Source organism: Echinicola vietnamensis DSM 17526 (assembly GCF_000325705.1).
GTDB classification, from domain to species: domain Bacteria; phylum Bacteroidota; class Bacteroidia; order Cytophagales; family Cyclobacteriaceae; genus Echinicola; species Echinicola vietnamensis.
Map to the genome: position 1 here is coordinate 4,612,889 of NC_019904.1, position 23,825 is coordinate 4,636,713.

Annotated in this window: 19 protein-coding genes; 4 read left to right on the forward strand and 15 right to left on the reverse strand. The window is 45.1% G+C overall.

Annotation, left to right across the window (positions count from 1 at the left end; translation table 11 throughout):
- Nucleotides 1-42: 42 nt before the first annotated feature.
- Nucleotides 43-759 (forward strand): class I SAM-dependent methyltransferase, encoded by a 717-nt coding sequence (locus ECHVI_RS18760; protein WP_015267613.1) that lies wholly within the window; start codon nucleotides 43-45, stop codon nucleotides 757-759.
- A 3-nt stretch (nucleotides 760-762) separates the two neighbouring features.
- Entirely contained in the window at nucleotides 763-2,253 is a 1,491-nt protein-coding gene (locus ECHVI_RS18765) for a lipopolysaccharide biosynthesis protein (RefSeq protein ID WP_015267614.1), read from the forward strand.
- Nucleotides 2,254-2,358: 105 nt separating this feature from the next.
- On the opposite strand, the gene ECHVI_RS18770 is transcribed toward ECHVI_RS18765, so the two are convergent.
- The 6 genes from ECHVI_RS18770 to ECHVI_RS18795 form a co-directional block, all read right to left on the reverse strand.
- Nucleotides 2,359-3,459, reverse strand: a complete 1,101-nt coding sequence (locus ECHVI_RS18770; RefSeq protein WP_015267615.1) for a DegT/DnrJ/EryC1/StrS family aminotransferase — start codon at nucleotides 3,457-3,459, stop codon at nucleotides 2,359-2,361.
- Nucleotides 3,434-4,744, reverse strand: a complete 1,311-nt coding sequence (locus tag ECHVI_RS18775; RefSeq protein WP_015267616.1) for a glycosyltransferase family 4 protein — start codon at nucleotides 4,742-4,744, stop codon at nucleotides 3,434-3,436. Before ECHVI_RS18775 ends, ECHVI_RS18770 begins: the two co-directional genes overlap by 26 nt.
- A 188-nt stretch (nucleotides 4,745-4,932) precedes the next feature.
- Nucleotides 4,933-6,087, reverse strand: coding sequence for a glycosyltransferase family 4 protein (locus tag ECHVI_RS18780; RefSeq protein ID WP_015267617.1), 1,155 nt, complete (start codon nucleotides 6,085-6,087; stop codon nucleotides 4,933-4,935).
- Nucleotides 6,088-6,251: 164 nt separating this feature from the next.
- Nucleotides 6,252-9,200, reverse strand: a complete 2,949-nt coding sequence (locus tag ECHVI_RS18785) for an FAD-binding and (Fe-S)-binding domain-containing protein (RefSeq protein ID WP_015267618.1) — start codon at nucleotides 9,198-9,200, stop codon at nucleotides 6,252-6,254.
- A gap of 136 nt (nucleotides 9,201-9,336) precedes the next feature.
- Nucleotides 9,337-10,686, reverse strand: a complete 1,350-nt coding sequence (locus ECHVI_RS18790) for a DUF2254 domain-containing protein (protein WP_015267619.1) — start codon at nucleotides 10,684-10,686, stop codon at nucleotides 9,337-9,339.
- A gap of 54 nt (nucleotides 10,687-10,740) precedes the next feature.
- Nucleotides 10,741-11,178 carry a VOC family protein gene (locus ECHVI_RS18795; protein WP_015267620.1) on the reverse strand — a complete coding sequence of 146 codons (438 nt, stop codon included), beginning with the start codon at nucleotides 11,176-11,178 and terminating at the stop codon, nucleotides 10,741-10,743.
- A 203-nt stretch (nucleotides 11,179-11,381) separates the two neighbouring features.
- Between ECHVI_RS18795 and ECHVI_RS18800 the strand changes: the two genes are divergently transcribed.
- Nucleotides 11,382-14,018, forward strand: a complete 2,637-nt coding sequence (locus tag ECHVI_RS18800; RefSeq protein WP_015267621.1) for a glycoside hydrolase family 2 protein — start codon at nucleotides 11,382-11,384, stop codon at nucleotides 14,016-14,018.
- 127 nt (nucleotides 14,019-14,145) lie between these two features.
- Here the strand turns inward: ECHVI_RS18800 and ECHVI_RS18805 are convergent, their stop codons facing one another.
- The 7 genes from ECHVI_RS18805 to ECHVI_RS18835 form a co-directional block, all read right to left on the reverse strand.
- Entirely contained in the window at nucleotides 14,146-14,907 is a 762-nt protein-coding gene (locus tag ECHVI_RS18805) for a DUF1835 domain-containing protein (RefSeq protein WP_015267622.1), read from the reverse strand.
- Nucleotides 14,908-15,115: 208 nt separating this feature from the next.
- On the reverse strand, nucleotides 15,116-15,532 hold the full coding sequence (locus tag ECHVI_RS18810) for a DUF3995 domain-containing protein (RefSeq protein WP_015267624.1): 417 nt from the start codon (nucleotides 15,530-15,532) through the stop codon (nucleotides 15,116-15,118).
- Nucleotides 15,533-15,617: 85 nt separating this feature from the next.
- Entirely contained in the window at nucleotides 15,618-15,992 is a 375-nt protein-coding gene (locus ECHVI_RS18815; protein ID WP_245553370.1) for a nuclear transport factor 2 family protein, read from the reverse strand.
- A gap of 54 nt (nucleotides 15,993-16,046) precedes the next feature.
- The gene (locus tag ECHVI_RS18820) at nucleotides 16,047-16,784 is read right to left on the reverse strand and encodes a flavodoxin family protein (RefSeq protein ID WP_217189903.1); all 738 of its coding nucleotides are present in this window, start codon (nucleotides 16,782-16,784) and stop codon (nucleotides 16,047-16,049) included.
- 30 nt (nucleotides 16,785-16,814) lie between these two features.
- Nucleotides 16,815-17,537 (reverse strand): aspartate/glutamate racemase family protein, encoded by a 723-nt coding sequence (locus ECHVI_RS18825; protein ID WP_052331447.1) that lies wholly within the window; start codon nucleotides 17,535-17,537, stop codon nucleotides 16,815-16,817.
- Between the two features lie 183 nt (nucleotides 17,538-17,720).
- Nucleotides 17,721-18,353, reverse strand: coding sequence for a cation efflux transmembrane domain-containing protein (locus tag ECHVI_RS18830; protein ID WP_015267628.1), 633 nt, complete (start codon nucleotides 18,351-18,353; stop codon nucleotides 17,721-17,723).
- Nucleotides 18,354-18,391: 38 nt separating this feature from the next.
- The gene (locus ECHVI_RS18835) at nucleotides 18,392-18,766 is read right to left on the reverse strand and encodes a hypothetical protein (RefSeq protein ID WP_015267629.1); all 375 of its coding nucleotides are present in this window, start codon (nucleotides 18,764-18,766) and stop codon (nucleotides 18,392-18,394) included.
- A 207-nt stretch (nucleotides 18,767-18,973) separates the two neighbouring features.
- Here ECHVI_RS18835 and ECHVI_RS18840 point away from each other — a divergent pair, with 207 nt between their 5' ends.
- Nucleotides 18,974-19,324, forward strand: coding sequence for a single-stranded DNA-binding protein (locus ECHVI_RS18840; RefSeq protein ID WP_041740023.1), 351 nt, complete (start codon nucleotides 18,974-18,976; stop codon nucleotides 19,322-19,324).
- Nucleotides 19,325-21,278: 1,954 nt separating this feature from the next.
- Here the strand turns inward: ECHVI_RS18840 and ECHVI_RS18845 are convergent.
- Both ECHVI_RS18845 and ECHVI_RS18850 read right to left on the reverse strand, forming a co-directional pair.
- The gene (locus ECHVI_RS18845; protein ID WP_015267631.1) at nucleotides 21,279-21,911 is read right to left on the reverse strand and encodes a carbonic anhydrase family protein; all 633 of its coding nucleotides are present in this window, start codon (nucleotides 21,909-21,911) and stop codon (nucleotides 21,279-21,281) included.
- Between the two features lie 137 nt (nucleotides 21,912-22,048).
- A complete protein-coding gene (locus tag ECHVI_RS18850; RefSeq protein ID WP_015267632.1) occupies nucleotides 22,049-23,695 on the reverse strand; it encodes a SulP family inorganic anion transporter in 1,647 nt (548 codons plus the stop codon).
- Between the last annotated feature and the right edge of the window lie 130 nt (nucleotides 23,696-23,825).

Genomic DNA, 23,825 nt, shown 5'->3' on the forward strand with positions numbered 1-23,825 from the left:
TTCATAAGTTTGATCACCAAAAGCAACAGGTCCTTTTTACGCATGGCACATCCCATCATCCAACAACTCCAACTTGCCCAAACAAAAAGCATTCTTCCCAATTCCAATTGGCAAAGAGACAAAGGCGCCGGGTGGGAATATCTCCGGTACAGGATTTGTCGGCCCTTGATCAAAGGAGTATTTTACTACTTTCGCTGGAGAAACAAGCCCTGTCCGTGGTTTGCTCCATCTGCAGTGAATTTCCTAAAAGACTGGCTAAAGCAGGACATGGTTGGTCTGGAGTTTGGCAGCGGGTCCAGCAGTAAGTTTTTTGCCTCCCGAATCCAAAAGCTGGTCAGTATCGAGCACCATAAAGGCTGGTACACGCATGTGCACCAATGGATGGATGAAAACGGCTTGGAAAATATCGATTACCGGTACATTGCAGAAAAGAGTGGTTTTGAACCTCAAGCTCCACCGCATTTCTTCGACAGACTTCAGCTGATAGAAAAAGACTACCGCTATAAAAAAGAATTTTGGGACTACTTTCATGTGTCCGATGAATTTGAAGATCGAACGTTTGATTTCATCTTGGTAGACGGCCGTGCACGGGTGGCCTGTCTGCTCAACTCCCTGCCAAAGCTAAAACCAGGCGGCTTGATGATCTTGGACAATTCGGACCGACCAAGCTACCAACTGGCCTTTAAGGTATTGAAGGATTGGGAGCATTTTACCTGTACGACCGGGCTTTCGGACACCACTTTTTGGATCAAACCGTAACGTATGGGCAGCATCAGGACACAATCTTCACAAACGACCATCATTGCCTATGCAGGTATTCTGATCGGGTTTGTGGGCTCTGCCTTGTTGCGTCCCAAGATCCTTTCCGAAGGTGAAATCGGCCTGTTGCAATTGGTGCTGAATACCACCGCCCTGTTTGCTTCCATCTTTACGTTGGGCACCAATCTCACCACGCTGAAGATGATGCCTGAATTCAAGTCCAGCCCAGAAAAGCAAAAGCGGTTTATCACGTTCTCGCTATTGGTGGGACTGATCGGACTGGCACTGGCCATCCCTGCATTTTCCCTAACCAAAGCATTTATCTTCCAAACTCAAGACGGAGGCTTTGCTGGCTTCGATTATAACAAGGAATTTTACATAGGTATTCTGGCCGTCATAGGCCTAAGGATTTTCCAATATATCTTGGATGCTTACCTCCGTACCAATCATCAGCCCCTTCCAGGGGTCTTTGCGGACAGCATCATCCAAAAAACATTGCCTATTTTAGCCTTGATCCTCTATTATTTCCACTGGATTGATTTTCAGCAGCTCATCTATTTCAATTTGGCCATTTTTATCTTGCCCGTCACCATCTCCTTCATCATGCTCAAACGGGCAAAGGTCTTTTCTCTGGGAAAGCCGGGTCCTTTTACCCCGGCAGAAAAAAAGACCATTGCCGGAATTTCCTCGGCAGGTATTTTAGAACTTTTAAGTGGTGGATTGATCCTGTACATTGACACGTATATGGTACAGTGGCTGATGGGAGAAGATGCCGTGGGGATTTATACCACCTTGTTCTTCTTTGGTGTCGTCATCAGCGTTCCCGCCAAGGCTATCAGAAGAGTATCCATCGTCACCATTTCGGAATCCATGGCAAAGGGCGATTATTCGACCATTCAGTCCATATACAAAAAGAGTAGCCAGACCCTTTTGGTGATAGGTGGTTTGTTGTTTTTGGGCATCTGGTGCAATCGCTACAGTGTTGGGATGTACCTAGGCGAAAGCTATGCTGCTGCCATTCCGGTCTTACTGTTTATCGCGCTGGCGCAATTGGTGGACTGTGTTACCTCCGTCAACTATCAGATCATTGCCGTTTCCAAGCACTATTATTACAACCTGTTCATGGGATTTTTGACCTTGGCCTTGCTGATCGCCACCAATTACCTTTTGATTCCTGTAATGGGCGTCACTGGAGCAGCCGTGGCTTCCCTTATCAGCATGACCTTGATCAACGGCCTTCGTTACCTCTTTTTGCGTAAAAAGTACCACCTCAGCCCTTTCACCATCGAAAACCTCAAAACCATTCTGATTATTGCAGGCGTGTGGGCCCTTACCGATTGGATCCCCAATGTGGAAAATATCTACCTCAATTTGATCATGAAAGGCCTTATCGTCCTCGTGCTTTACATCCCCTCTGTGTATTTGGCCAACTGCTCGCCTGACTTCAATGTCGTGGTCGATAAGTATTTGAGGAAAATTGGCTTTCGCCCATAACGTGTGATCCGCTACGAACACCTGTTATGAGCCACAACCAGCACATGGTTAACGTTTGGAGAAGTTGATCATACCCCATAAAAGGTTGGAATTTTCACCTCAAGATCAAGCTTTATTAAAAAATCGTTGAACCTCTTCACAAACGTACCTAACCTCATCCTCTCTGAGATAAGGATGTAAGGGAAGCGAAAGGGTGGTTTTCCCGATCCGGGCGGCCACTGGAAATGCATCAATTTCCCCAAAAGGCTTCATAGCCGGCACAGGAAGCGGGTAATGAATGGCCGTTCCAATCCCCTTTTTGGACAAGCATTCCTTAAGGGCATCCCGCTGGTTTGTCTGGATGGTAAAAAGGTGAGCATTATGGTTCTCCTGAAGGATACTGGACGGTACCTTGATTCCTTTAAGGTGCTGCAAATGGTCAAGGTAAAGCTTTGCCAAGGCCTTTCGCCTTTGCTGCCAAGGCGTAAAATAGGACAGCTTCACGTTCAGAAAAGCAGCCTGAAGGGTGTCGATCCGACTGTTCCGGCCAATAAGCTCATGCACGTCCCGCTGGGGCTGACCATGGTTCAATAACAACCGTAGTCTTTCCGATAGTCCCCCATCATGACTTGTCAGCATCCCAGCCTCGCCCAGTGCCCCCAAGTTTTTGGTGGGATAAAAGCTAAAGCAACCTATATCACCATAAGCCCCGGCACTTTTGCCTCCTTGGAAAGCGCCAAAGGCTTGTGCAGCATCTTCTATCACTTTGATTCCAGTCTTTTGGGCTATCGCTGCAAGTGACTTCATATCCATCATCTTCCCGTACAGGTGCACTGGGATCACTGCCTTGGTATTTGGGGAGATGACCGAGGGAAGAAGGGTCAAATCCATCAAGCCATCGGCATCCACATCACAAAAAACCAGGTTGGCTCCCACCATTTTTACCACTTCTGCAGTGGACACCCAGGTCAATGCCGGCACGATCACCTCATCACCAGGCCCTACTTCCAAGGCCCTCAAGGCCAATTCCAAGGCATCGGTGCCATTGGCACAGGGAATGGCGTAAGGAACCTTTAAAAACTCCTGCATGGAGGACGCCAATACCTCGACTTCCTCACCCCCGGAAAACAGTCCCTTTTCCAGCAGCGCCGCAAACTTCGCCTTCAGCTCATCAGCCAGATCCCGGTGCATGGGGGCCAGTTCAAGAAATGGTATCGATCTGCTCATTTAGCAATTGGGCTAATTTTTTGGTCAATGTTTTGCGTTCAAACCGTGAAATGTCACGGCTTCCTCCCTGGGACCGTGAGGCATTGGCCTGGTCCGAAAGGTAAGCTTCCACTTCCTGGACGGCCTCATGAGAAAACACCCGCCCTGCCCCGGCTTCAGAAATGATTTTGGCTGCATCTCCCATCGGATCCCCCAAGGCGATAATGGTTCTCCCTGTGGCAATGTACTCAAATAATTTTCCGGGAATATTTCCCTTGGCGTTCTTGGTGTTGGTGAGGATCAACAGCAGCATGTCTGCTCGTTCATAAAAAGAAAAAACTTGCTCATGGGGCACATATCCGGCAAACTCCACATGCTGCGACAACCAGTTGTCTTCTTCGATAACATGGGTCACCTTCTCACTGACATGTCCCACAAAGGTCAATTTCACCCCCCGCTTCGCATGCATAAAAGCCTGCTTGAATGCTTTCAAAAATGGAATGGGATTACGTATCGCATCAATGATGCCCGTATAGACAATTTCAAAATCTCCACCCGTTTCCTTTTCTTGCTTAAAGCCGCTAGGAAGATCGGTAGAATCAAAACCATTGGTGATCAAGTCGATGTCGCGGTGGGCTATTTTCTGGAGTTCGTCCTGAAACGTAGGGGAAATGGTCACCACTTTTTCTGCTTCCCTAAAAACGGATCTTTCCAGCTTTTCATGCCGCTTTCTGATGGACTTCATCATGGGAAGGGTATCCAAAAACTCCCACGTGGACCACGGATCCCTAAAATCGGCAATCCAAGGAAGTCCCGTCTTCCGCTTCAGGTTCCTGCCGATCAGGTGCATGCTGTGGGGAGGGCCTGTGGTAATGATCGCCTTTATGCCATTCTTGTTTATCACTTCTTCCAAAAACTCCACGGAGGGCTTTACCCAAAACACCCTCGGATCAGGCACGATGGCATTGGCGCGCAGCCAAATGGCCGTCTGGTCAAACCAATTCTTTTTCCGCTTTTCGATCAATTTGGAAGGATCGGCTGCTTTTCCTTCCTTTTTCTTCTTCAAGAATCGAAACACGCCATAGGGCTCCCAAATCGGAAACTTGATGACTTCCCAATGGGGAGACACCTCTTTCTGCATGGTCTCATCTTTTAGATCAAAATCAGGATTCTCCGGTGTAAAGATCACTGGCTCCCAGCCAAATTCCGGTAAATACTTCGAAAATTTCAACCATCGCTGAACACCAGACCCTGCACTTGGTGGCCAATAATAGGTAATGATCAACACCTTATTTTTGTTCTCCATGGCATAAAGATAGAAAGGATAATGAAGATTAAAGCTTGAAAAACACTAAAAACTATGATGAAATATGATACGCAAAGGGCTTAGGTTGGGCGATTTTTAATCAATTTGGCTTAAGAACCTTTTTGCCTTAACAGCAGATAAAAGCTATCAAAAAAATCACCTTTAAATTAGGGCCTTGCAAGCATCCATCACTTCTTCTCCATCAAGCTTTGGTATTTTTCCAACAGCAGGGCATGCATCTTCTTGCGGTCGAAATGCGCTACCACCTCTTTATGCAGCGCATCCGCCAGTAGCTGCATGCTTTCCCGTTTGACAAAAGCAAATTCCAAAGCATCCTTCAGCACAGATACGCTTTTTACGGGGAATACCAACCCTGTTTTCTTATTCTGTACAAGATCACTACTGCCGGGAATATCAGAACAGATCACCGGCACTTGCATGGCTCCAGCTTCCAAAATCACATTGGGGAAGCCCTCTCGGTGAGATGCATGCACGAGCACATCGGATATGGCCATATAATGCTCCACATGATCTGACCAGCTGACTTGCACTATTCTGGGATGATCGGCTATCTTCCTGACGATATCCTCATCCAATGGATCCAAGTGCTGTTCATAATCTCCCAACAACACCAGCTTGGACTTATTTACTATCCGGGATTTAAGAAAGGCCTCCACCAATTCTTGAATGCCTTTATCCTTCACCAACCTGCCCACGGCCAAAATGATAAAGTCACTTTCCCCGGGCATTACACGCATTGTCGCTGCCACCAAATGGTTTTCCTTAAGATTTTCACGGCTAAATCGTGCGATATCCACGCCATTGGAAGAACCATTTCCCAAAACCTCCAGCTTTTCCGGGCGTGCAAGCTGCTCTTTTTCGATAAATGCCTTTAGCGAATGGGCGTTAGGCCAGACATGAGTGGCATATTTAAATGTCCAACGTTCGGCATTTTCCAACATTTTACGCTTATTGTCCTTGGTCACCACATAGGGCAATCCAGCTACCGTATGGATGCGGATCTTTATTCCCGCAAGTTTGGCAGCGATCATGCCCAAAAGGCCAGCTTTAGGCGTATGGGTATGGACAATATCCGGTTGCTCCACTTTCAAAAATTGATATAATTTCCAAAGGCATACCAGGTCCTGCAAGGGAGTGATTTGACGGGTAAATGGAATGCTGTGGTGCTCACACCCTTCCTTAGCGGTGACTTCATTGACTTCTTTTCCATCTGCACTCACCATCTGCACATCCCAACCTGCCGCTTTCATGTATTTCATTTGACCGGAAAGCAGCAATTTAAGGGAAAGCGGAACAGTGGTAATTCGTATCAGCTTTGGCATGAACTTTTACTTTAAAAGCACAAATATAAACCTAAAAAATGAAGGAATATATTTTAATAGGTGAATAATAACTACAACAAAAATGACTCCCTCAAATATGTTACCAAAGAGCAAAAAACAATTATAAAAGATGGACAGGTGTAAAAAACCTGCCCATCAAACCCTTACAGGCCTGCTGCATCAAACAGCACTTCTACCGGATGGAGGGCCTTTCTGCCCGTCCCGTCCGCAATCTGATGCCTACAACTGGTACCGGGAGCGGCCACCACGGTAGCCTTATCGGCTTTGCGAATGGTTGGGAACAGCACCAATTCCCCAACATTCATACTTACCTCATAATGTTCTTCTTCATAACCAAACGACCCCGCCATACCACAACAACCAGAAGGAATCGTTTCCAAGGTGTAATTCTCGGGCAACGTCAACAGCTTCTGCGTAAAGGAAACGGAAGAAAGGGACTTTTGGTGGCAGTGACCATGGAGCAAAACCTTTTTATGGGCTTTGGTAAATTGGTCTGCTGAAATGTTGCCACGCATGGCCTCCTTGGCCAAAAACTCATCTACCATCATGCTGTGACGTTTTAATTTCTTTGCATCCTCCACCAAATACTTATCTACCAAACGAGGATACTCATCTTTGAAGGTCAAGATGGCAGAAGGCTCTACCCCTACCAAAGGTTCGTCCAGCGTCACTTTATCCTTGAATAGTTGGACATTTTGATTGGCCAGCTTTTTTGCCCGGTCAAGAAGCCCTTTGGATATGGCCCCTCGCCCACTTTCCGGATGATCTGCCAGTTTCACCTCATAGCCCAGGTGGTGCAAAAGTTGGATGGCTTTGATACCGATTTCGGTATCATTGAAATTGGTAAACTCATCACAAAAAAAGTGGACAGCACCAACTTTCTTGGAAGGAGCGGGCAAGTTACCATAGTGCTTATTGTACCATTTTCGGAGGTTTACCTTGGCAATGGTGGGCAATTGTCGCTTTTCAGCCACCCCAAGGACTTTTTTCATCATATTCCCTGTAGCCTTATTGGTCATCAGGAAATTGGTCATTCCCGGCACCAAACTGCCCAATTCATTCAGGTTATTGATATAGGCAAAGGCCTTGCTCCGCAAAGGAATGCCGTGGGTCTTGTGGTATTGATGCAGAAATTCCGCTTTCAAGCTGGACATGTCCACATTGGAAGGGCATTCGGAGGTACAGCCCTTACAGGACAGACACAGGTCCATTACTTCCTTGATCTCAGGATGGTCAAAGGGGTTGGGTTGGGTGTTTTTGGTCAAGAACTCCCGCAAGGTATTGGCCCGGCCGCGGGTAGTATCCCGCTCATTTTTGGTGGCCATATAACTCGGACACATGGTCCCTCCGGAAACGGGTAATTTCCGACAATCACCAGACCCATTGCATTTTTCTGCTGCCCGTAATATTCCGCCCACATGGCCAAAATCCATCGTCGTCTCAAACTCCGGAGTGACCATGTCCCGTTCATAGCGCAAAAAGCTGTTCATCGGGGCGGTATCCACAATTTTTCCAGGATTAAAGATGGCATTGGGATCCCAGGATTGCTTGATTCTGCGGAAGAGCTGATAGTTTTCTTCTCCCACCATGATGGGGATAAAGGCAGCCCTTACCCTGCCGTCACCATGCTCGCCACTGAGTGAACCATCATATTTTTTCACCAGCTTGGCCACCGCTTCGGTAATTTTATAAAAATCCTCGACATCTTCGGATTTTTTCAAATCCAAAATGGGCCGTAGGTGGATTTCACCAGCACCGGCATGGGCATAATGCACCGGCTTCTGACCAAACCCCTTCATGATCTCCCCAAATTCATCAATAAAATCGGCAAGGTCATCGATATCCACGGCGGTATCTTCAATACACGCCACGGCCTTACGGTCTCCCGGAATATTGGCGAGCAAGCCAAGTCCCGCACTTCGGAGTGTCCAGACATTTTTGGTCCGCTCCCCGGTAATGATCGGATAGGCATAGCCCAACCCAGCGGCCTTCATGGCGTCAATCATTTTTTGGGCTTGACCGAGCGCTCCCTCTTCGGTCTCGTCTCTAAACTCCACCATCAGAATCCCTTCTGGATCGCCTTCGACGAAATAACGGTTTTTGCTTTGCTCAATATTCTCTTTGGTACAGTCAAGAATGATCTTATCCATCAACTCACAAGCGGTCGGAAAATGCTTCATCGCAAGCTGCGTGGCCTTCATGGATTCGTGAATGGTCCCAAAGTGCGCAGCCACTACCACGTCCTTGGGCGCGGGAAGTGGATCCAGGTGAATTTTGATCTCGGTCGTAAAGGCTAGCGTTCCTTCCGAACCGCACAGCAGCTTACAAAAATCAAAGGCGGTATCATGCTCTGAAAAAACTGCTGTTTCCAGCAGATAGTCCACTGCATATCCTGTATTCCGCCGTTGTATGGATGGTTTTGGAAACTGCTTTCGGATGTTTTCTTGCTGCTCGGGCTGACTGAGCTCATGGTATATCTCCCGATACAACTTCCCCTCCAGCGTCTCCAGTTTTTTCTTTTCTTCAAACTCCGCTTTGGAAAGCGCACGAAAGGTCACCTCTGAGCCATCACTCAAGATGGTCTGAAGCTCAAGGGTGTGTTCCCTTGTGGACCCATAAATAATAGAAGTGGTACCGCAAGAGTTGTTTCCCACCATCCCACCGATCATTGCCCTGTTTGCCGTCGAGGTAACAGGACTGAAGAAATATCCATGGGGTTTCAAGAAAGCATTGAGCTCATCCCTCACCACTCCGGGCTGCACGCGTACCCAACCTTCTTCTTTGTTGAATTCCAGAATCTTGGTGAAATACTTGGACACGTCCACCACGATACCATCTCCTACACACTGTCCTGCCAGTGAAGTCCCCGCTGTACGAGGAATAAGGGAAGTTTTATGGGTATTGGCAAAATGGATAAGCTTTTTGATATCTCCTTTGGTCTTCGGCATGGCCACTGCCAAAGGCATTTCCCTGTAAACGGAGGCATCCGTGGCATACAGGGTTTTCATCAATTGATCGTAATAAAAATCACCTTCCAATTCTTTGGCTAAACCTACCAAAAAAGGTGACAAATTCGCTGGTTTGTTCGACATGCCATAAAATTAAAACAGTTCGTCCAACTAATAAATAATAAAATGAAATATCTGTTGAAAAAATGTCATCCTTCCTCCGTAAATGACCAATATACCGCTGATCTTGGAATCTGAAATGGATACCCCTTGAAGGAGGCTAGGATACCTTATCAGCAGATTTAACGGATTCGGCGTCTTTAACCAATTTCTGATATCGCTCCTCCAAGTCTTGGAAATCATTCCGTTCCCCAAAGTGTTCCTTTCCTGCCTGTCGAATCATTTTAGCATGCTTTAAGATTACTTTTTTGTGCTCAGGCCGCTGGGAAAGGGTGTAGATCGTGACCATGGCATCCATTAAACGGATAAGGACTGCTGGGCTGCTTTGGCCAAACTGCCGGATTTGGTTAAAGGCCACACTGACTACACCATCAAAACTCATGGTATTTAAAATCAAGCGAAGCTTCTTTTCTTCATCAAAGCGATATGGCCCGGGAAGGTTCACCGATGTCAGGTAACAAATGGAATCGGTAAGCTTGTCAATACAGGTAATGGCAGTATAGGGATCATTGACACCGGGGGACAGCGCCCTGGAGGCCACCTCCACCATCTGACGAACAGCAAATTCTGAATCTTGGGTAGAATTCCGCTTGCTACCTATGAGCATTGCTCCCAATAAGCGTCCTTCAAAGCCTTCCTCCAATTCCTTGTCACCATATACCACAAATACCTCCTGGCCTTCCACCAAAAAATGCCCGGCATGACTTTGTAATTCAATAAACCCCTCAATTTCCTGTGCCAAACCAATAAGTCTTTGCCTATTAACCACCTGCAAGTAACCACTTCTGTCTATTTTAAACACCTTCTTGAACAACGCCTTCTCTTTTAGCTGTTCAATTTCCGATTCCGTGATCTCGTGCACTTCTTCTTTGTCCTCTTCCTTAGGAAATAACCTTTTAAAATTACGGTTAAGGCCACTATTGACATTGGAAACGACTTGGTCGGCTTGGATATTAATGGAAATATGGTGGATAAAAATCACCAGAAGGAAGATATTGACCAACGCCAAAATAATGGCAAAGCCCACGGAAATGGTTGGCAAAAACTGCACACTGTCACTGGACTTCACCGTACTGAGCACCACCAAGCAATAGGTAAACGTGGCAATGTAAGACCCTAAGACCACTTGGTTGAGTTTATCATGCATGAAATTTTGCAATAACCTCGGGCCAAATTGGGATGAGGCCAAGGTCAAGGCCACCAGGGTAATGGAAAAAACGGTTCCTGCCACCCCTATCATCGCCCCAGCCACGGTCGATAAAACACTCCGGGCCGAATCTGCGCTACCAATCATAAAATAGCCAAAAACTCCCGTTGGTTTTATGTCTACCGCATCATCCAAAAACACCAGGCCAAATGCCGCTAAAAGCGCACATACAATCAATAAAAGTGGTACAAACCAAAAACTGGATTGCAAATTGGACCAAAAGTAGATAAGTTTTGCCCTCACAAGATATAGATTAAGTGGTAATAAATTGAATATACGGTTTCCGGAAGAAAATCACTATTTCCCAGGAAGATGAGACAAGATATTCAAGGTCGCCCCATTCGGATCTTTAACAAAAAAACGCCTCACGCCCCAACTTTCATCTCGTATATCGTAAACAATGGCATATTGAAATTGCTTTGCCTTACGGTACATGCCGTCCACATCCGAGACCTCCACGGACATAAACACTGCCTCGTTATTAACCGGCAGCCCTCCCTCATGTTCGAAAATGTTGATTTGTGCCAATGGGTTTTCCTTGGAAACAAATGTCATGATCCATCCCAAGTCCATCGCTTCTTCCATTCCCAAAAAATCAAGATAAAACACCTTCGTAGCTTCCAACTGGTCGGAATAAATGTTTGGAACAATTCTCCTTATGCCTGCCATGTCTCTCTTGATCTTCTTGTTATTAAGTTTAATGTAGGAAAATTTACACAAATCGCGCAAACTCATGTAAATTAAAAGACCTATCAACCTTGGATCAAAGACTCACACTGCTTTAAAACAAACCAAAAAACCAATATTTACTATAATTTTTAAATAATCAAGTATAGGATTTCATCAAATTTTATGTAATCAACATTTATTAATTGAAATTTTGATTAAATTTAAACACCCTAAATTAATTACCCGATTTAAAAACGATTACGGCTCCTATGAAAACCATCCGATTATACCTTCCGATTTTACTGTTGTTGCTGTTCATCTCCTCCTTGTGCCATGCGCAAGACCGCTATGAGCTGAACACTGACTGGTATTGTCAACCAATTGATGACACCCAAGCAGACGGCCATGCCCTTTCCAATCCATCATACCCCTTGACCGGTTGGATGCCCGCCACTGTACCTGGAACGGTGCTCACCACCCTGCTAAACAACGGCAAAGTACCCGACCCCTTTTACGGAATGAACAATGAAAAAATCAAGGACATTTATGACACTGGAAGGGAGTATTACACGTATTGGTTTGTGAAGGAATTTGAGGAATCTGCCACCGATGGAGAACAAGTGTGGTTAAACTTCCGTGGGATCAACTACAGCGCAGACATTTTCTTGAATGGCCAAAAAGTAAACCAAACGCCTTTCAAAGGCATGTATTTGCGCAAGCAGTATAACATCACCAAACTTCTGGCAAAAAATGGAAAAAACCGCTTGGCAGTTTTGGTGCATCCTGCAGATCACGTGGGAAACCCCAATGGAGGCCAAGGTGGTGATGGCACCATAGCCAAAGGAGTCGCCCTCCAATATACTGCGGGATGGGACTGGATCCAACCTGTCCGGGATCGGAATACAGGCATTTGGGACAAAGTATTTATTGAAAAAACAGGTACTGTAAACCTAAAGCATCCGCATATTGTCACTTTGGTACCGGGTACAAGAATACCTGGAGCTTCCCAAGAACCTGCTACCCTCAAAGTCTCCGCTGAGTTACAAAACGTACTTGACCATTCCATCAGCGGGACTTTGCAATATACATTAGCCGGCAAAACGATCAGCCAAAAGGTCACCTTAAAGCCCCAAGAAACCGCCGAAGTGGCCTTACCTGATTTCACCCTACAAAACCCCAAGCTCTGGTGGCCAAATGGCTACGGCGAACAACACCTCTACGCCATCGACCTGCAATTCACCGCGGATGGTGCTGTCTCCGACAGGGAAAAGATCACCTTTGGCGTGCGGGAAATCCAAACCACATGGAACTCCCATACCCGAAGCAAAGAAATCGCCGTAAACGGCCAAAAAATCTTTATCAAAGGGGGTAACTGGATTATCTCAGACGCCATGCTTCGGTTTTCCAAAGCACGGTACGATGCCGAAATCCGCTTTCACCGTGACATGAACCTTAACTTGATCCGTATCTGGGGCGGTGCACTTCCAGAACGTCCGGAATTTTATGAGGCCTGTGACCGATATGGCATGTTGGTCATTCAGGATTTCTGGATGTCCGGAGACTGCAATGGAAGATGGCTCGACCCAAAGAAGAAGGATGATCAATGGACCAGACGACAATATCCAGACGACCATGGCCTGTTTATCGAATCAGCGGCTGATGTCGTTAAAATGCTTCGAAACCATCCTTCGCTCGCCATGTGGTGCGGAGGAAATGAAATCACCCCTCCTGCTGATATCCTCAAAGCGCTAAAAGAAGATGTCTTGCCAAAGCTGGACGGTACGCGTTGGTTTATCGATTACTCGAATTCTGATGAAATGTCCTACAACTTTAAAGGAGGAAACGGCGATGGCCCTTATGGCATCCAAGATATCTCCACCTTTTGGGCTGAAAAAACCTGGCCGTTCAATTCTGAAGTGGGTTCTGTCGGGACAGGAGATGCCACTTCGCTTAAGCGTTTTCTTCCTGAAGAAAATCAAGTCATCCCAGTGGAAATGGACGGTACCGAAAAGGTACGAGATGAAGTATGGAGCTACCATAAATATATTGACTATGGAAATGCATTGGAACCTTATGGCAGCCCTGAGGACATGGAGGATTTTGCTGCCAAGGCGCAGCTGGTAAACTATAATCAGTACCGTGGACTGATCGAAGGCTTTACGGCACATATGTGGGACTGGTATACGGGGGTGATTATATGGAAAACCCAAAACCCTTGGACGTCGCTCCGGGGCCAGATGTACGATTATTACCTCGATCCCAATGCAAGCCTCTACGGGCTTCGAAACGGCAGCGAAGTCCTTCATGGCATGTACGACCCAGTCAAAGGAAACATTATGATCGCCAACAACACCTTTGACCAACAACATGACATCATGCTTCGTGTGACGGCCTATGACATGCAGGGAAATGATCAGCAGCTAACCCAAGTATTCTGCTACCTGGAGCCAACCAGCATCCGGCTGATCATGTCCTTACAGGAGCGCATCAAAGCCCTTAGCGCCGATGAAGGCATGTTTCTTTCCGTCCAACTGCTCAACACCGACCAAAAAATCCTAAGCGACAATTTCTATTGGCTCCCTGATGCCAATGGAAATTATTCCGGCTTACAACGCATGGAAAAAGCGAATATCCAGGCCACGGCTACGCAGTCTGCACCGGGTGAAGTAAGCTTAAAACTCACCAATCCATCGGGTAATACGGTTTCTTTCTTTAACCGGATATCTTTGGTGGACACGGAAAGCGGAGAACGCCTGTTACCCACTTTCTTTAGCGACAATTACGTTTCCCTAACCCCTGGTGAAGAAAAAGTCGTCACGGTCTCTTATGCAGATCTGGACAAGAACAGCGCAGCCATCGAAATCGGAGGATGGAATACTCCCCTGCAAACCATCACCATAGAGTAATAAATACCTTTATGAAAAAAGAGCGGTCTCGAAAATGAGACCGCTCTTTTTTGTTCAAAACGGATCAAGTGGAAGCATTTGGGTAAGGGAAACACCTTTCACATCATCTTCCAAAGCCAACGGCTCCTTACGCCCTGAGCTCATCAAAGAGTCGCTTAACTTGCAGGTCTCCATAACCATAAATGCTTTCCCGCTTGTGGAATTCCTGAAAAACCGGGCCAAAGGCCACTGTCTCCAGTTCCTCCATGATGGCCAACAACGTTTTCTTGGGCCTTCCAAGGTCATCTTTGGACGGGATGCTGTCAAAGTAAGCTTCTACTGCTGGAAGCACAAAAGGAAAAGTAGCTTCCAACTTCCTTGCCCCCTGCATCAGGGCTTCATGATCCTCGCGCTGGTAAGCTTTCCAGAGTGCTGCTACCTGGTCCACTTCCTTTATTTCCGCGCTTTGACCATAAGCCTCCCAAAGGCCTGCTTGGTCCAAGCCTCCAAAACCGTAATAAAGACTTGTCATTGGCCGGACCAAATATAGCTTACAGCCTCTAACATGCTGGGAAAGCAGGGCTACCACAAACCAAAAATTAACTTGGCAAAACAAGTCATCTTCAAACCATAAATAAACGTGGGCCCCATCAGGTATTTTCATGATTTTCTCCATCTCGGAAACGGTCTCACCGTAATAATCCGCCTCGGTAAAGCCCGGATATGCACTGGATATATAGGCTGCCCTCTTGGCAAAAAAATCCGATAAACTTTCACTTTTCACCTCACCATCTACCAAACACTCACGTGCTACGATCACCTCCCCGGGGATTTTTTGGGGGAATCGATCCTTGAGGGCATCTCCGTTAAGAATATGAAATTGATTTTCTATTAGCATTTTCTCTTCCATGGACCTTAGCGTTGGGCAGTTGAATCCACAGCACCTTCTTTTTTACTGAAAATCCACCTCACCTTTTTCCAATTGGTCACCAAGGCAGCAAATAGCACTTCTATCAATATGGCCATGTTATTATCTTTTCTATTTATATACGCATGCCGTTTAAAAAGTTTTTTGTTTCACCCCAAAAGACCAATTGTAATGACCTTTTCCTCCTATTTCAAAAGAGTTGGATGAGGATACCCAATATGCCCATAAACAAGCAAAGTGGAGAAAAAAGCTTGGTATCCCATTTCCCAAAAGGTGTGCTTTTTACTTTCTTAAAGAAACCCACGTACTTAAATTCTCCCATAGCCCTCAGCAAGAAAATGACCGGAATGATCCATCCCACACTATTCATCAGACCACTTGAAAGGTTTATCTCTAGGATTTCGGCTCTTATCAGATAAAAAAGACCAAAGACCGTCAGTCCCAAGCCTACAATGGCACTGTCCACTTTTCCGGGATTCATAACCAAGTCTCCATTTTCCTTGGTGGGAATGGCCTCCTCAAGGCCGAATGTCCCTCCTACTACCCAATTGAAATGAATCAATCCGAGTCCCAGAAGGATGCAGCTTAATACGATTGACAAAAGCATATCTTATAAATTCATTCTATCCATAAAAGTAACACCGCTGCCCCATACCAATCAAGCAGGCCCTCGGATTACAACAAATAATCATTTATTCTTTCGGAATCGGCAAATTGTGCATTCTTAGAAAGGAAAGCCTATCCCAATATCCTCGCTGGAACTTAATTTTGCCGTCCACCACATGGAAAAACCCACATCCTCTCAATCCCAATGGATCCTTCCACTCTAAAATGCCCCATTCACCATCCTCAAGTATTTGCTCTACGATACAGGTCATCTCTGCTTGACGAAATTCATCAGAAAACATCTCAAATATCGCTGATTTACCTTCTATCGGTTCATTTGCTACCTGATGGTTTACAGCATCATCATGGTAAAAATCAGAAAGCTTTGCAGCATTTCCCTCATTAAAGGCCTTTACCCATGCTTCGATCAAATCCTTTGGTGTCATTTTTTTTGTTGTCATAAACTTGTACACTAAAGCCCGGAAAAACCTAGCATCACATCTCCTTCCAAAAAGTTATCGATATTCCGGATTTTCAAATTCCCACCGGGAACCATCATCCCATGCTGCGCGTGAATTACCATAATTTGGATACCCCCCATTTTGCTTGAGCATCGCTGCCAAATGCAACAAATTATAGGTCATGAAAGTAGTGTTGCGATTGGTGAAATCACTATCGAACCCCATAGGCTTTTCCAACTGACGCCCATTCCACTCCTTATCACCATAACTTGGCCCCGGCCCCACTTCACCAATCCAACCACAATCAGCCTGAGGCGGTATGGAATAACCGATGTGCTGAAGCGCATACAATATGCCCATGGCACAATGCTTTATCCCATCTTCATTTCCGGTAATCATGCAGCCGCCTACTTTGCCATAAAACAAGTACTGGCCTTTTTCATTGGTCATGCCACTCAAGGAATAGAGCCTTTCGATCAATTTCTGAGCGACAGAAGACTTCTCGCCAAGCCATATCGGCGTACCAATCACCAATATATCCGCTGCCAAGATCCTTTCAGACAAAGCGGGCCACTCATCTGCCTGACCATTCCGTTCGGCCATGTCGGGATACACCCCATAGGCCACTTCATGATCCACCAACCTCATCTCATCAATGGTGACCTTTTCCTTTTTCATCATCTGCTTGGATACGTCCATCAAATAGTCCGTATGACTCGTCTCAGGTGATTTTTTAAGGGTGCAGTTTACAAAAACTGCCTTCAAGTTACTGAAATTGGGTTTATTCATCATAATTTGGTTTATATAGCTATCGGTTTAAAATCATTCATACTTTGATGTGAACGATTCATCACTGGGAATGCAACCTGTTATTGCATATTCCACAATTTGCTCAACATGGAGTTTTGTCGTATCAAATACCGGAAAACCGACATCACTTGGATGGATCAACATTGGGATTTCCGTACACCCTAACACAATTCCTTGAGCACCGCGGTCGACCAGCATTTCTGCAAACCGTATAAATTTCCGTTTGGACGCTTCGCTTACAATTCCTTTTCCCAGTTCATTTTTTAGAATGTATTGAATCGTTTCAACATCCTTGTTTTCTGCTGGAATGATGGTCTCAATATTATTTTGTAGTAGTTTATCTTTATAGAAGTCCATCTCCATGGTAAACTTTGTCGCCAACAATCCCACTTTACTCAGGTTTTCTTTTTTTATGGCTTTCGCAGTAGCTTCAGCAATATGGATGATAGGGACATCAAGGTGCGCCTGTATTTCATCTGCAAATAGATGAGCCGTATTGGCTCCCAAAACGATCGCATCGACATGACATGAGATGAGTTTTTCACAGGCATTGTAAATGAGATCGAAAGAATTCACCCACCCTACTTTTTGGATATCCGAAAAGTTCAGAGAGTAAATCACACATTCTGCCGCATGGAGTCCTCCTAATCGATGGTTTATGCCTTCATTGATGTATTTATAATAATCCAACGTGGAAGTCCAGCTAATCCCTCCCACAATTCCAATTTTTTTCATGTCATGACCCTCGTGTTTTTTGGTATCAAAAAATGTTCTAACCCATATTAAAAACTCCCAATACCCGAAACGCTCTGGCACGGTAAGCTAATTTAACAAATTCAAGCTAATTTAACTCATAAACCTCCAACGCCAGGTTAGGGAGAAACTGTTCATGATCTGGCTTTTACTGGAGGTTCTCCCTCAATCACAGCCACAATACCAATCACTATTGGCTTTCTCAAAGCACTCTCTTCCTTCCTTAAAGGCAAAATAGGCCAGTCCCAAGGTCCCAACACTGTCCACATAAGGAACTCCAAACCATTCGTAAAGGCCACTGCTGATCAATAAAATGACGGACATGTAAATACAAACCAAGGTGCAATTGGCATCTGCCAAGATCGGTTCAGATTGGAGCTGTTTCCCCACCCTACGTTTCCCAATCACCAAGGCCCACATCACCAAGATGGAAACGACCGAGATCACCATCCCCCAAAATGTCGTAACCGGCTGATGTCCGGTCCAAATATTATAAAAGCTTGAAATGGCCAATCCGACGACCAAGATATAAAAAGCAAATCCCGTAATCCGTAAGGCCGTCCGCTCAAACTCGTCACGTTTACTTCCTGGATTACGCCCGATTCTGACCACCATATGTGCGATTCCCATTCCGGAGATCACCTCGATAAAGCTGTCCGTCCCAAAACCAAAAAGTGCTAAGCTCTCATCCTCCATTCCCCAATGGGTTGCCAGAATTCCTTCGGCCAAATTGTACACCATCGTAAAGATGGCTAAACCAAAGGCCACTTTGAGTAATTTTTTTTCCTGGGATACCATCTTCCTTTTTGGTAAGATATCCAAAAATTTGCCGCTGATCAACCGGCCTCCTTGATCTTTACGACCAAAAACCAATCACTGTCCAGCTGTAAGTAGCCATAATCATAGCAGTAAATATAGACATCCCCTCTTTTGTTGACATACCGGTGGGTATGGTACTTAAACTGGAAGCCCTTCAGGAGAAGCTGCTCTCTGGAGATCCGCATGGTTTCTTTGACATCACTTAGTGCCATGGCAAGTATTCGGCGGTTCTTTTTCAGGGCATTATTGATCTTTCGGACCATTTGGTATTTACCGGACTTGAGGTGGTTGTTATAATGGCTGCGGCAAAAGTCATCACAGAATTTCTTGTCCGACCTCCCTTGAATGGGCTTTTGGCAATTTAGGCATTTCTTATCATCTAAAAACATCATGTACGCTACTCATTAAAATCAAAAATTATTGGAATATACACAATTTAAAACGCTTTATCAACCGTATATACCCGAATGCATCCGTTTACAAACGATTACAAACGGCAACAAACGGATATCAACCGACTAATCACGCACGTTTCTCCCACCTTTGATCTACACGAACACATCAATTATTTATCAGTTTTTCACCAAAACCAAAAAGTTATGAACACCCTTAGAAACAAAGTACAATTGATCGGTAGATTGGGCGCGAAGGCAGACTACAAAGTCCTTGATAATGGCAATGCCTTAGCACGCATAAGTTTGGCCACGAATGAGGTCTATAAAAATGCCAAAGGTGAACGCATCGAAGACACCACTTGGCACCAAGTCGTCGCTTGGGGGAAACTGGCAGAAATCATCCACAAATACACCGATAAGGGTACGGAAATAGCCATTGAAGGCAAACTGATCAACAGGAGTTATAATGACGCCCAGGGCGAAAAAAAGTACGTCACAGAGGTACAGGCAAAAGACGTGGTTCTCCTCGGCGAAAAAAACATGTCGACCAAGTAATGCCCACTCATCAGCATCACCTTTGCTGGTTTGGCGATGGTTAGTTTTGCTAAAAATTGAGGCTAATCATGGAGGAGAAGTTTATTTCAAATGCTCCACTAAAGATGATATATGGTTAGTAGAAATATGTGGTAGCGGAGATATGATATGTCGCATAAAAAATAATTCTAATCCCTACTGAAAGAAAACCCTCATGCAATCGGGTTCAATCCCTTTCTGATTGGAATTAGATTCTTTTGAGATAACACGCCCACAAAATATTGGCTTGATCCGTCTTGGTAGATCGTTTGACGGATCAAGCAAAAAAATTGGGGACTGCCAGTTTTACTTAACGGCAAAACCACGGATAAATAAAAATGCCACAAGGGCACAAGGCGGATCAAGCCGAAAATTGGGGGTAGCCTATTTCGATGGGTAAATATGTTCTTCGCCACCTTTGGTTGCTATTTGGCCACGGATGAACGCTGATAAACACAGATAGGACGCTTAAGAAATGGCAAATCCGTGTTCAAATCTTTTATCAGTAGCTTACTTGACTTAAAAGCTTACGATGCCCATGCCTTTGGCTATGTAGAGGACTTCTCGACAAAGCTTGGATTCACCCAGTTCATAGATGAAATTGCATCTTTTAAATAAAGCTGCCCCCAGAAATATGGCTTAATCCGTGGTATGGTGTATGATGTAAACTCGAAAGCAAGAGGTTGTCTCATAAGTCCTCATTGCGATTCCGATGGATGTCGGAAGAAGCAATCTCGTCATACGTGCAATGAAAGTACATCGAGATCACTTCACTCCGCTCGTGATGACGGATTATTTATCATGAAACAACCTCGACACATTCATAGCCATGGGTGAAGCCCATAGTAAATTACCCCATCCAACGTTTTCCGTTTTAGCCGCATTGACTGCCCTATTCCCTACAAATTCCCGCTAAAACCCATTCGTGCGGATAAAGGAAAACCATCGTATTAAAGGTGTAAAATTTTCTTTCATAAGAACATGTCAAAATTCAGGATCAAGCCGAAAAGTTGGGGGCATTTTACTCCATAATAAAAATTGTCAGTTCCCCCAGGGCAAACACTTTTAAACTGTTAGTAAAGAGGTGTAAGCCTGAATTAAAGAACTTCAAGGGGCTAATAGCGATTTCCCTGATGGTTTGTCAAATGTGGCAAATGCTTTTAGTATTAATTTCGTGTAGAGGAGCTATCATCCGTGCCGCTGGCACTCCTTCGGGAAGTTGGGGAGCCCTTAAGTTCCTGCGGATGAATCCGCAGGTTACAAAATTTATCGTGCCGCAGGCACTTTGCCACGATGTGCACATTGGAAACCGCAGTAGCCTATGGTGCCGAATGGCGGAATAGGCTGAAAGAATGATTTGTTAATTTGGATCGCACAAGTCGTCACGGCTATCTGCTCATGTATAGTGGTTGGCTTGGATGAGGTTATACCCTGCATATGCGCTAACAACTGGGCTTCCTGCCTAATCCGCCTTTGGCGGAGGGGCATATAGAAGGTCCAGGTTGTCACCTGCACCAACAATGATTACACACAAAAGGGTAAGTTCCGTAGGAACGGCAGATATAAATGCAAATAGGAACTTTTTTTTTAAAAGCGTTTGCCCTATTGAGGAAGTCCATCGTTTTAACGGTATGAAATTCTATTTCATAAGACCATGTCAAAATTCGTCCCCCAGAAATATTGCTTGATCCCATTTGATCTCATAGAAAAAGAAAAGCGACTGTTCTCAAATAGAACAGTCGCTCTTTAACGTATAGTCTCGGTTTGATAAAGCACTAATGCCTTTGGGGCCGGTTCCGCCAAAGGTGGATAGATCACACTGGAAACGGCAACCGGTGCTTTAATGGAAGTGGAAATGGCTCAAAGCGGAGCGTATTACCACCACCTTGCCAAACGACCATCCCTTTTCATAAAATCAAACAGCTACTTATTGTGATTACTTGAACATCTCTTTGGTCACGGTTACCTCTCCTGTCTCCACATCATAATACGCTCCGGCAAGTCCTATTTTGCCTTCATCGAAAAGCTCCTTTAGGACATCACTTTTTTCCAAAATCACATCCATGGTATCCAAAACATTTTGTTTGGAAACTTCTTCCACGAATGCCGGATCGGTATGTTCTTTATCGGACTTTTGGCTGATCCTCTCAATGGAAGGATTCACTTTTTCCAATAACCCTGTTAGGTTTCCCATCTTTACTTCAGCACAGGCACCAGTAACGGCTCCGCACTTACTATGACCAAGGACTACGACCAACTTGGAGCCTGCTACCTTACAGGCATACTCCATGCTGCCCAGAATGTCTTCATTGGCTACATTACCTGCAATCCGCACGCTGAAGATATCCCCCAATCCCTGATCAAAAATCAACTCCGCAGAAGTCCGGCTATCGATGCAGCTCAGCACTATAGCAAAGGGCCACTGGCCATCACGGGTATCATTTACTTGGTTAAGAAGGTGTCTGTTTAATTTCAAGTTGTTTACAAACCGTTCATTACCTTCTTTCAAAAAAGCCAATGCTTTTTGAGGAGTTACTGACGCTTGGGTTTCCGCAGTATGTGCTTTCATATTTTGGTTAGTTTATTTAAATAATACAAATATTTGGGTATTTCTACTTACAGGCCTGCATCACCGTGCATTAAAAAGGAAGCATTAAGCTTCCTTTTAGATTTTGGCTGTCTCTGGACAGGTTCTGTAATACGAATTTAATTATTTCCGTTAATTAAATCAGAAATCACCTCACGGTGTGAAGTACTTCCTTTTTTACGGTAATTGATGATGTTTTTGTGCTCGGTAGAAACATGATTGGATTCATCCATGTCATTTTCAAGGTTATAGGCATCCTTAAAGCCTACCAATTTTACGGATATTTCCCTTTCTGGAGCTTGGATTTTTTTGAATTCCCGAATAAGCTCTAGCACGTCATGCGCCACATAAACGGTATCTGAAGCATCAATGACCACTCTTGCCCCATTAGGGATATGATTTAAGGTCTGCTTGATGGCTGCTTTGTTCAGGAAAGACACCTCTTGGGCCAGGTCCACATGGATCACGTCCCCGTCTTGATAACCTTCCTTATTGAAATAGTATACGCGTCTTGCATTTCCTCTAAGGATAAAGAAAACACTGATCACAAGCCCCAACGCTACTCCTTTCAGAAGATCCAAAAACACGACCCCTGTAAGGGTGGCGATAAATGGAATAAACTGGTACTTTCCTTGGTTCCAGAAGTACTTGAAGGTAGCTGGGTTGGCCAACTTAAACCCGATCATCAGCAAGATGGCCGCCAGGGTGGCCAACGGAATCTTATTTAGGATAAACGGAATGGTCAACACACTGATCAGCAAGAAAAAGCCATGGATTACCGCTGACATTTTTGATTTTGCTCCAGAGTTCACATTGGCGGTGGTTCTTACCACTACTGAGGTCATGGGAAGTCCTCCGATCATTCCACTGATAATATTACCGATACCTTGGGCTTTTAGCTCTACATTGGTATTGGTTACCCGCTTCATGGGATCCATTCGATCTGCCGCTTCAATACATAATAGCGTTTCAATAGAAGCCACCACGGCTATTGTAGCGGCCACAATCCACACTTCAGGATTACCGATCTCTGCAAACTGCGGCATGGTGATCAAACCTTTAAATTCTTCTGGAGTAGTCGGTACAGGAAGGCTTACCAAGTACTTCTCTCCTATTGCGAGGGCGCTGCCACTCATGATAAAAAGCTCATTGACGATAACACCAGCTACTACTGCCACAAGTGCAGGAGGTACGAGTTTTAGACGCTTAAGGGCGGGGACACTCCCCCATGCGATCAAGATAAATAATGAAACTGCCGTCACCAGTATCACTCCCATTTTCATGTCCATAAAGGAAGCCGCCAATCCCGTGAAAATGTCTAGACCAGAACCTACTTCAGCATCTGATCCAAGCGCTACAGGCACTTGTTTCAAAAATATGATGACACCGATACCGGCCAACATGCCGGTTATGACATTACTTGGGATGTAATTGGAAATGCTTCCTGCTTTAAGAAAACCAAGGACAAGCTGCATCAAACCGGCCAATACCACTGCCACCAGAAAAATCTGGAAACCTCCCAAATCCTGAATGGCTACAATTACAATGGCCGTCAATCCTGCTGCTGGTCCTGACACACTTACATGGGATTGGCTCAGCAGTCCTACCACGATACCGCCCACAATGCCCGTGATTATCCCAGAGAATAATGGGGCTCCAGAAGCCAAGGCAATGCCCAAACATAACGGAAGGGCGACTAAGAAGACTACCAGTCCCGATGGAATATCTGATCTAAGGTTTGCAAAGAGATTTTTCACCTTTGTCATAAAATTTATTCGTTTTGATTTTTTTAGTAATCGATTGATTTGCGCCAATAAAGAGCTCAGCACACTGCTGCCACGCATGATTGCAAACAGCTTGAGGCACGGAAATTCAGTACCTAAAGGAACGAGTAAA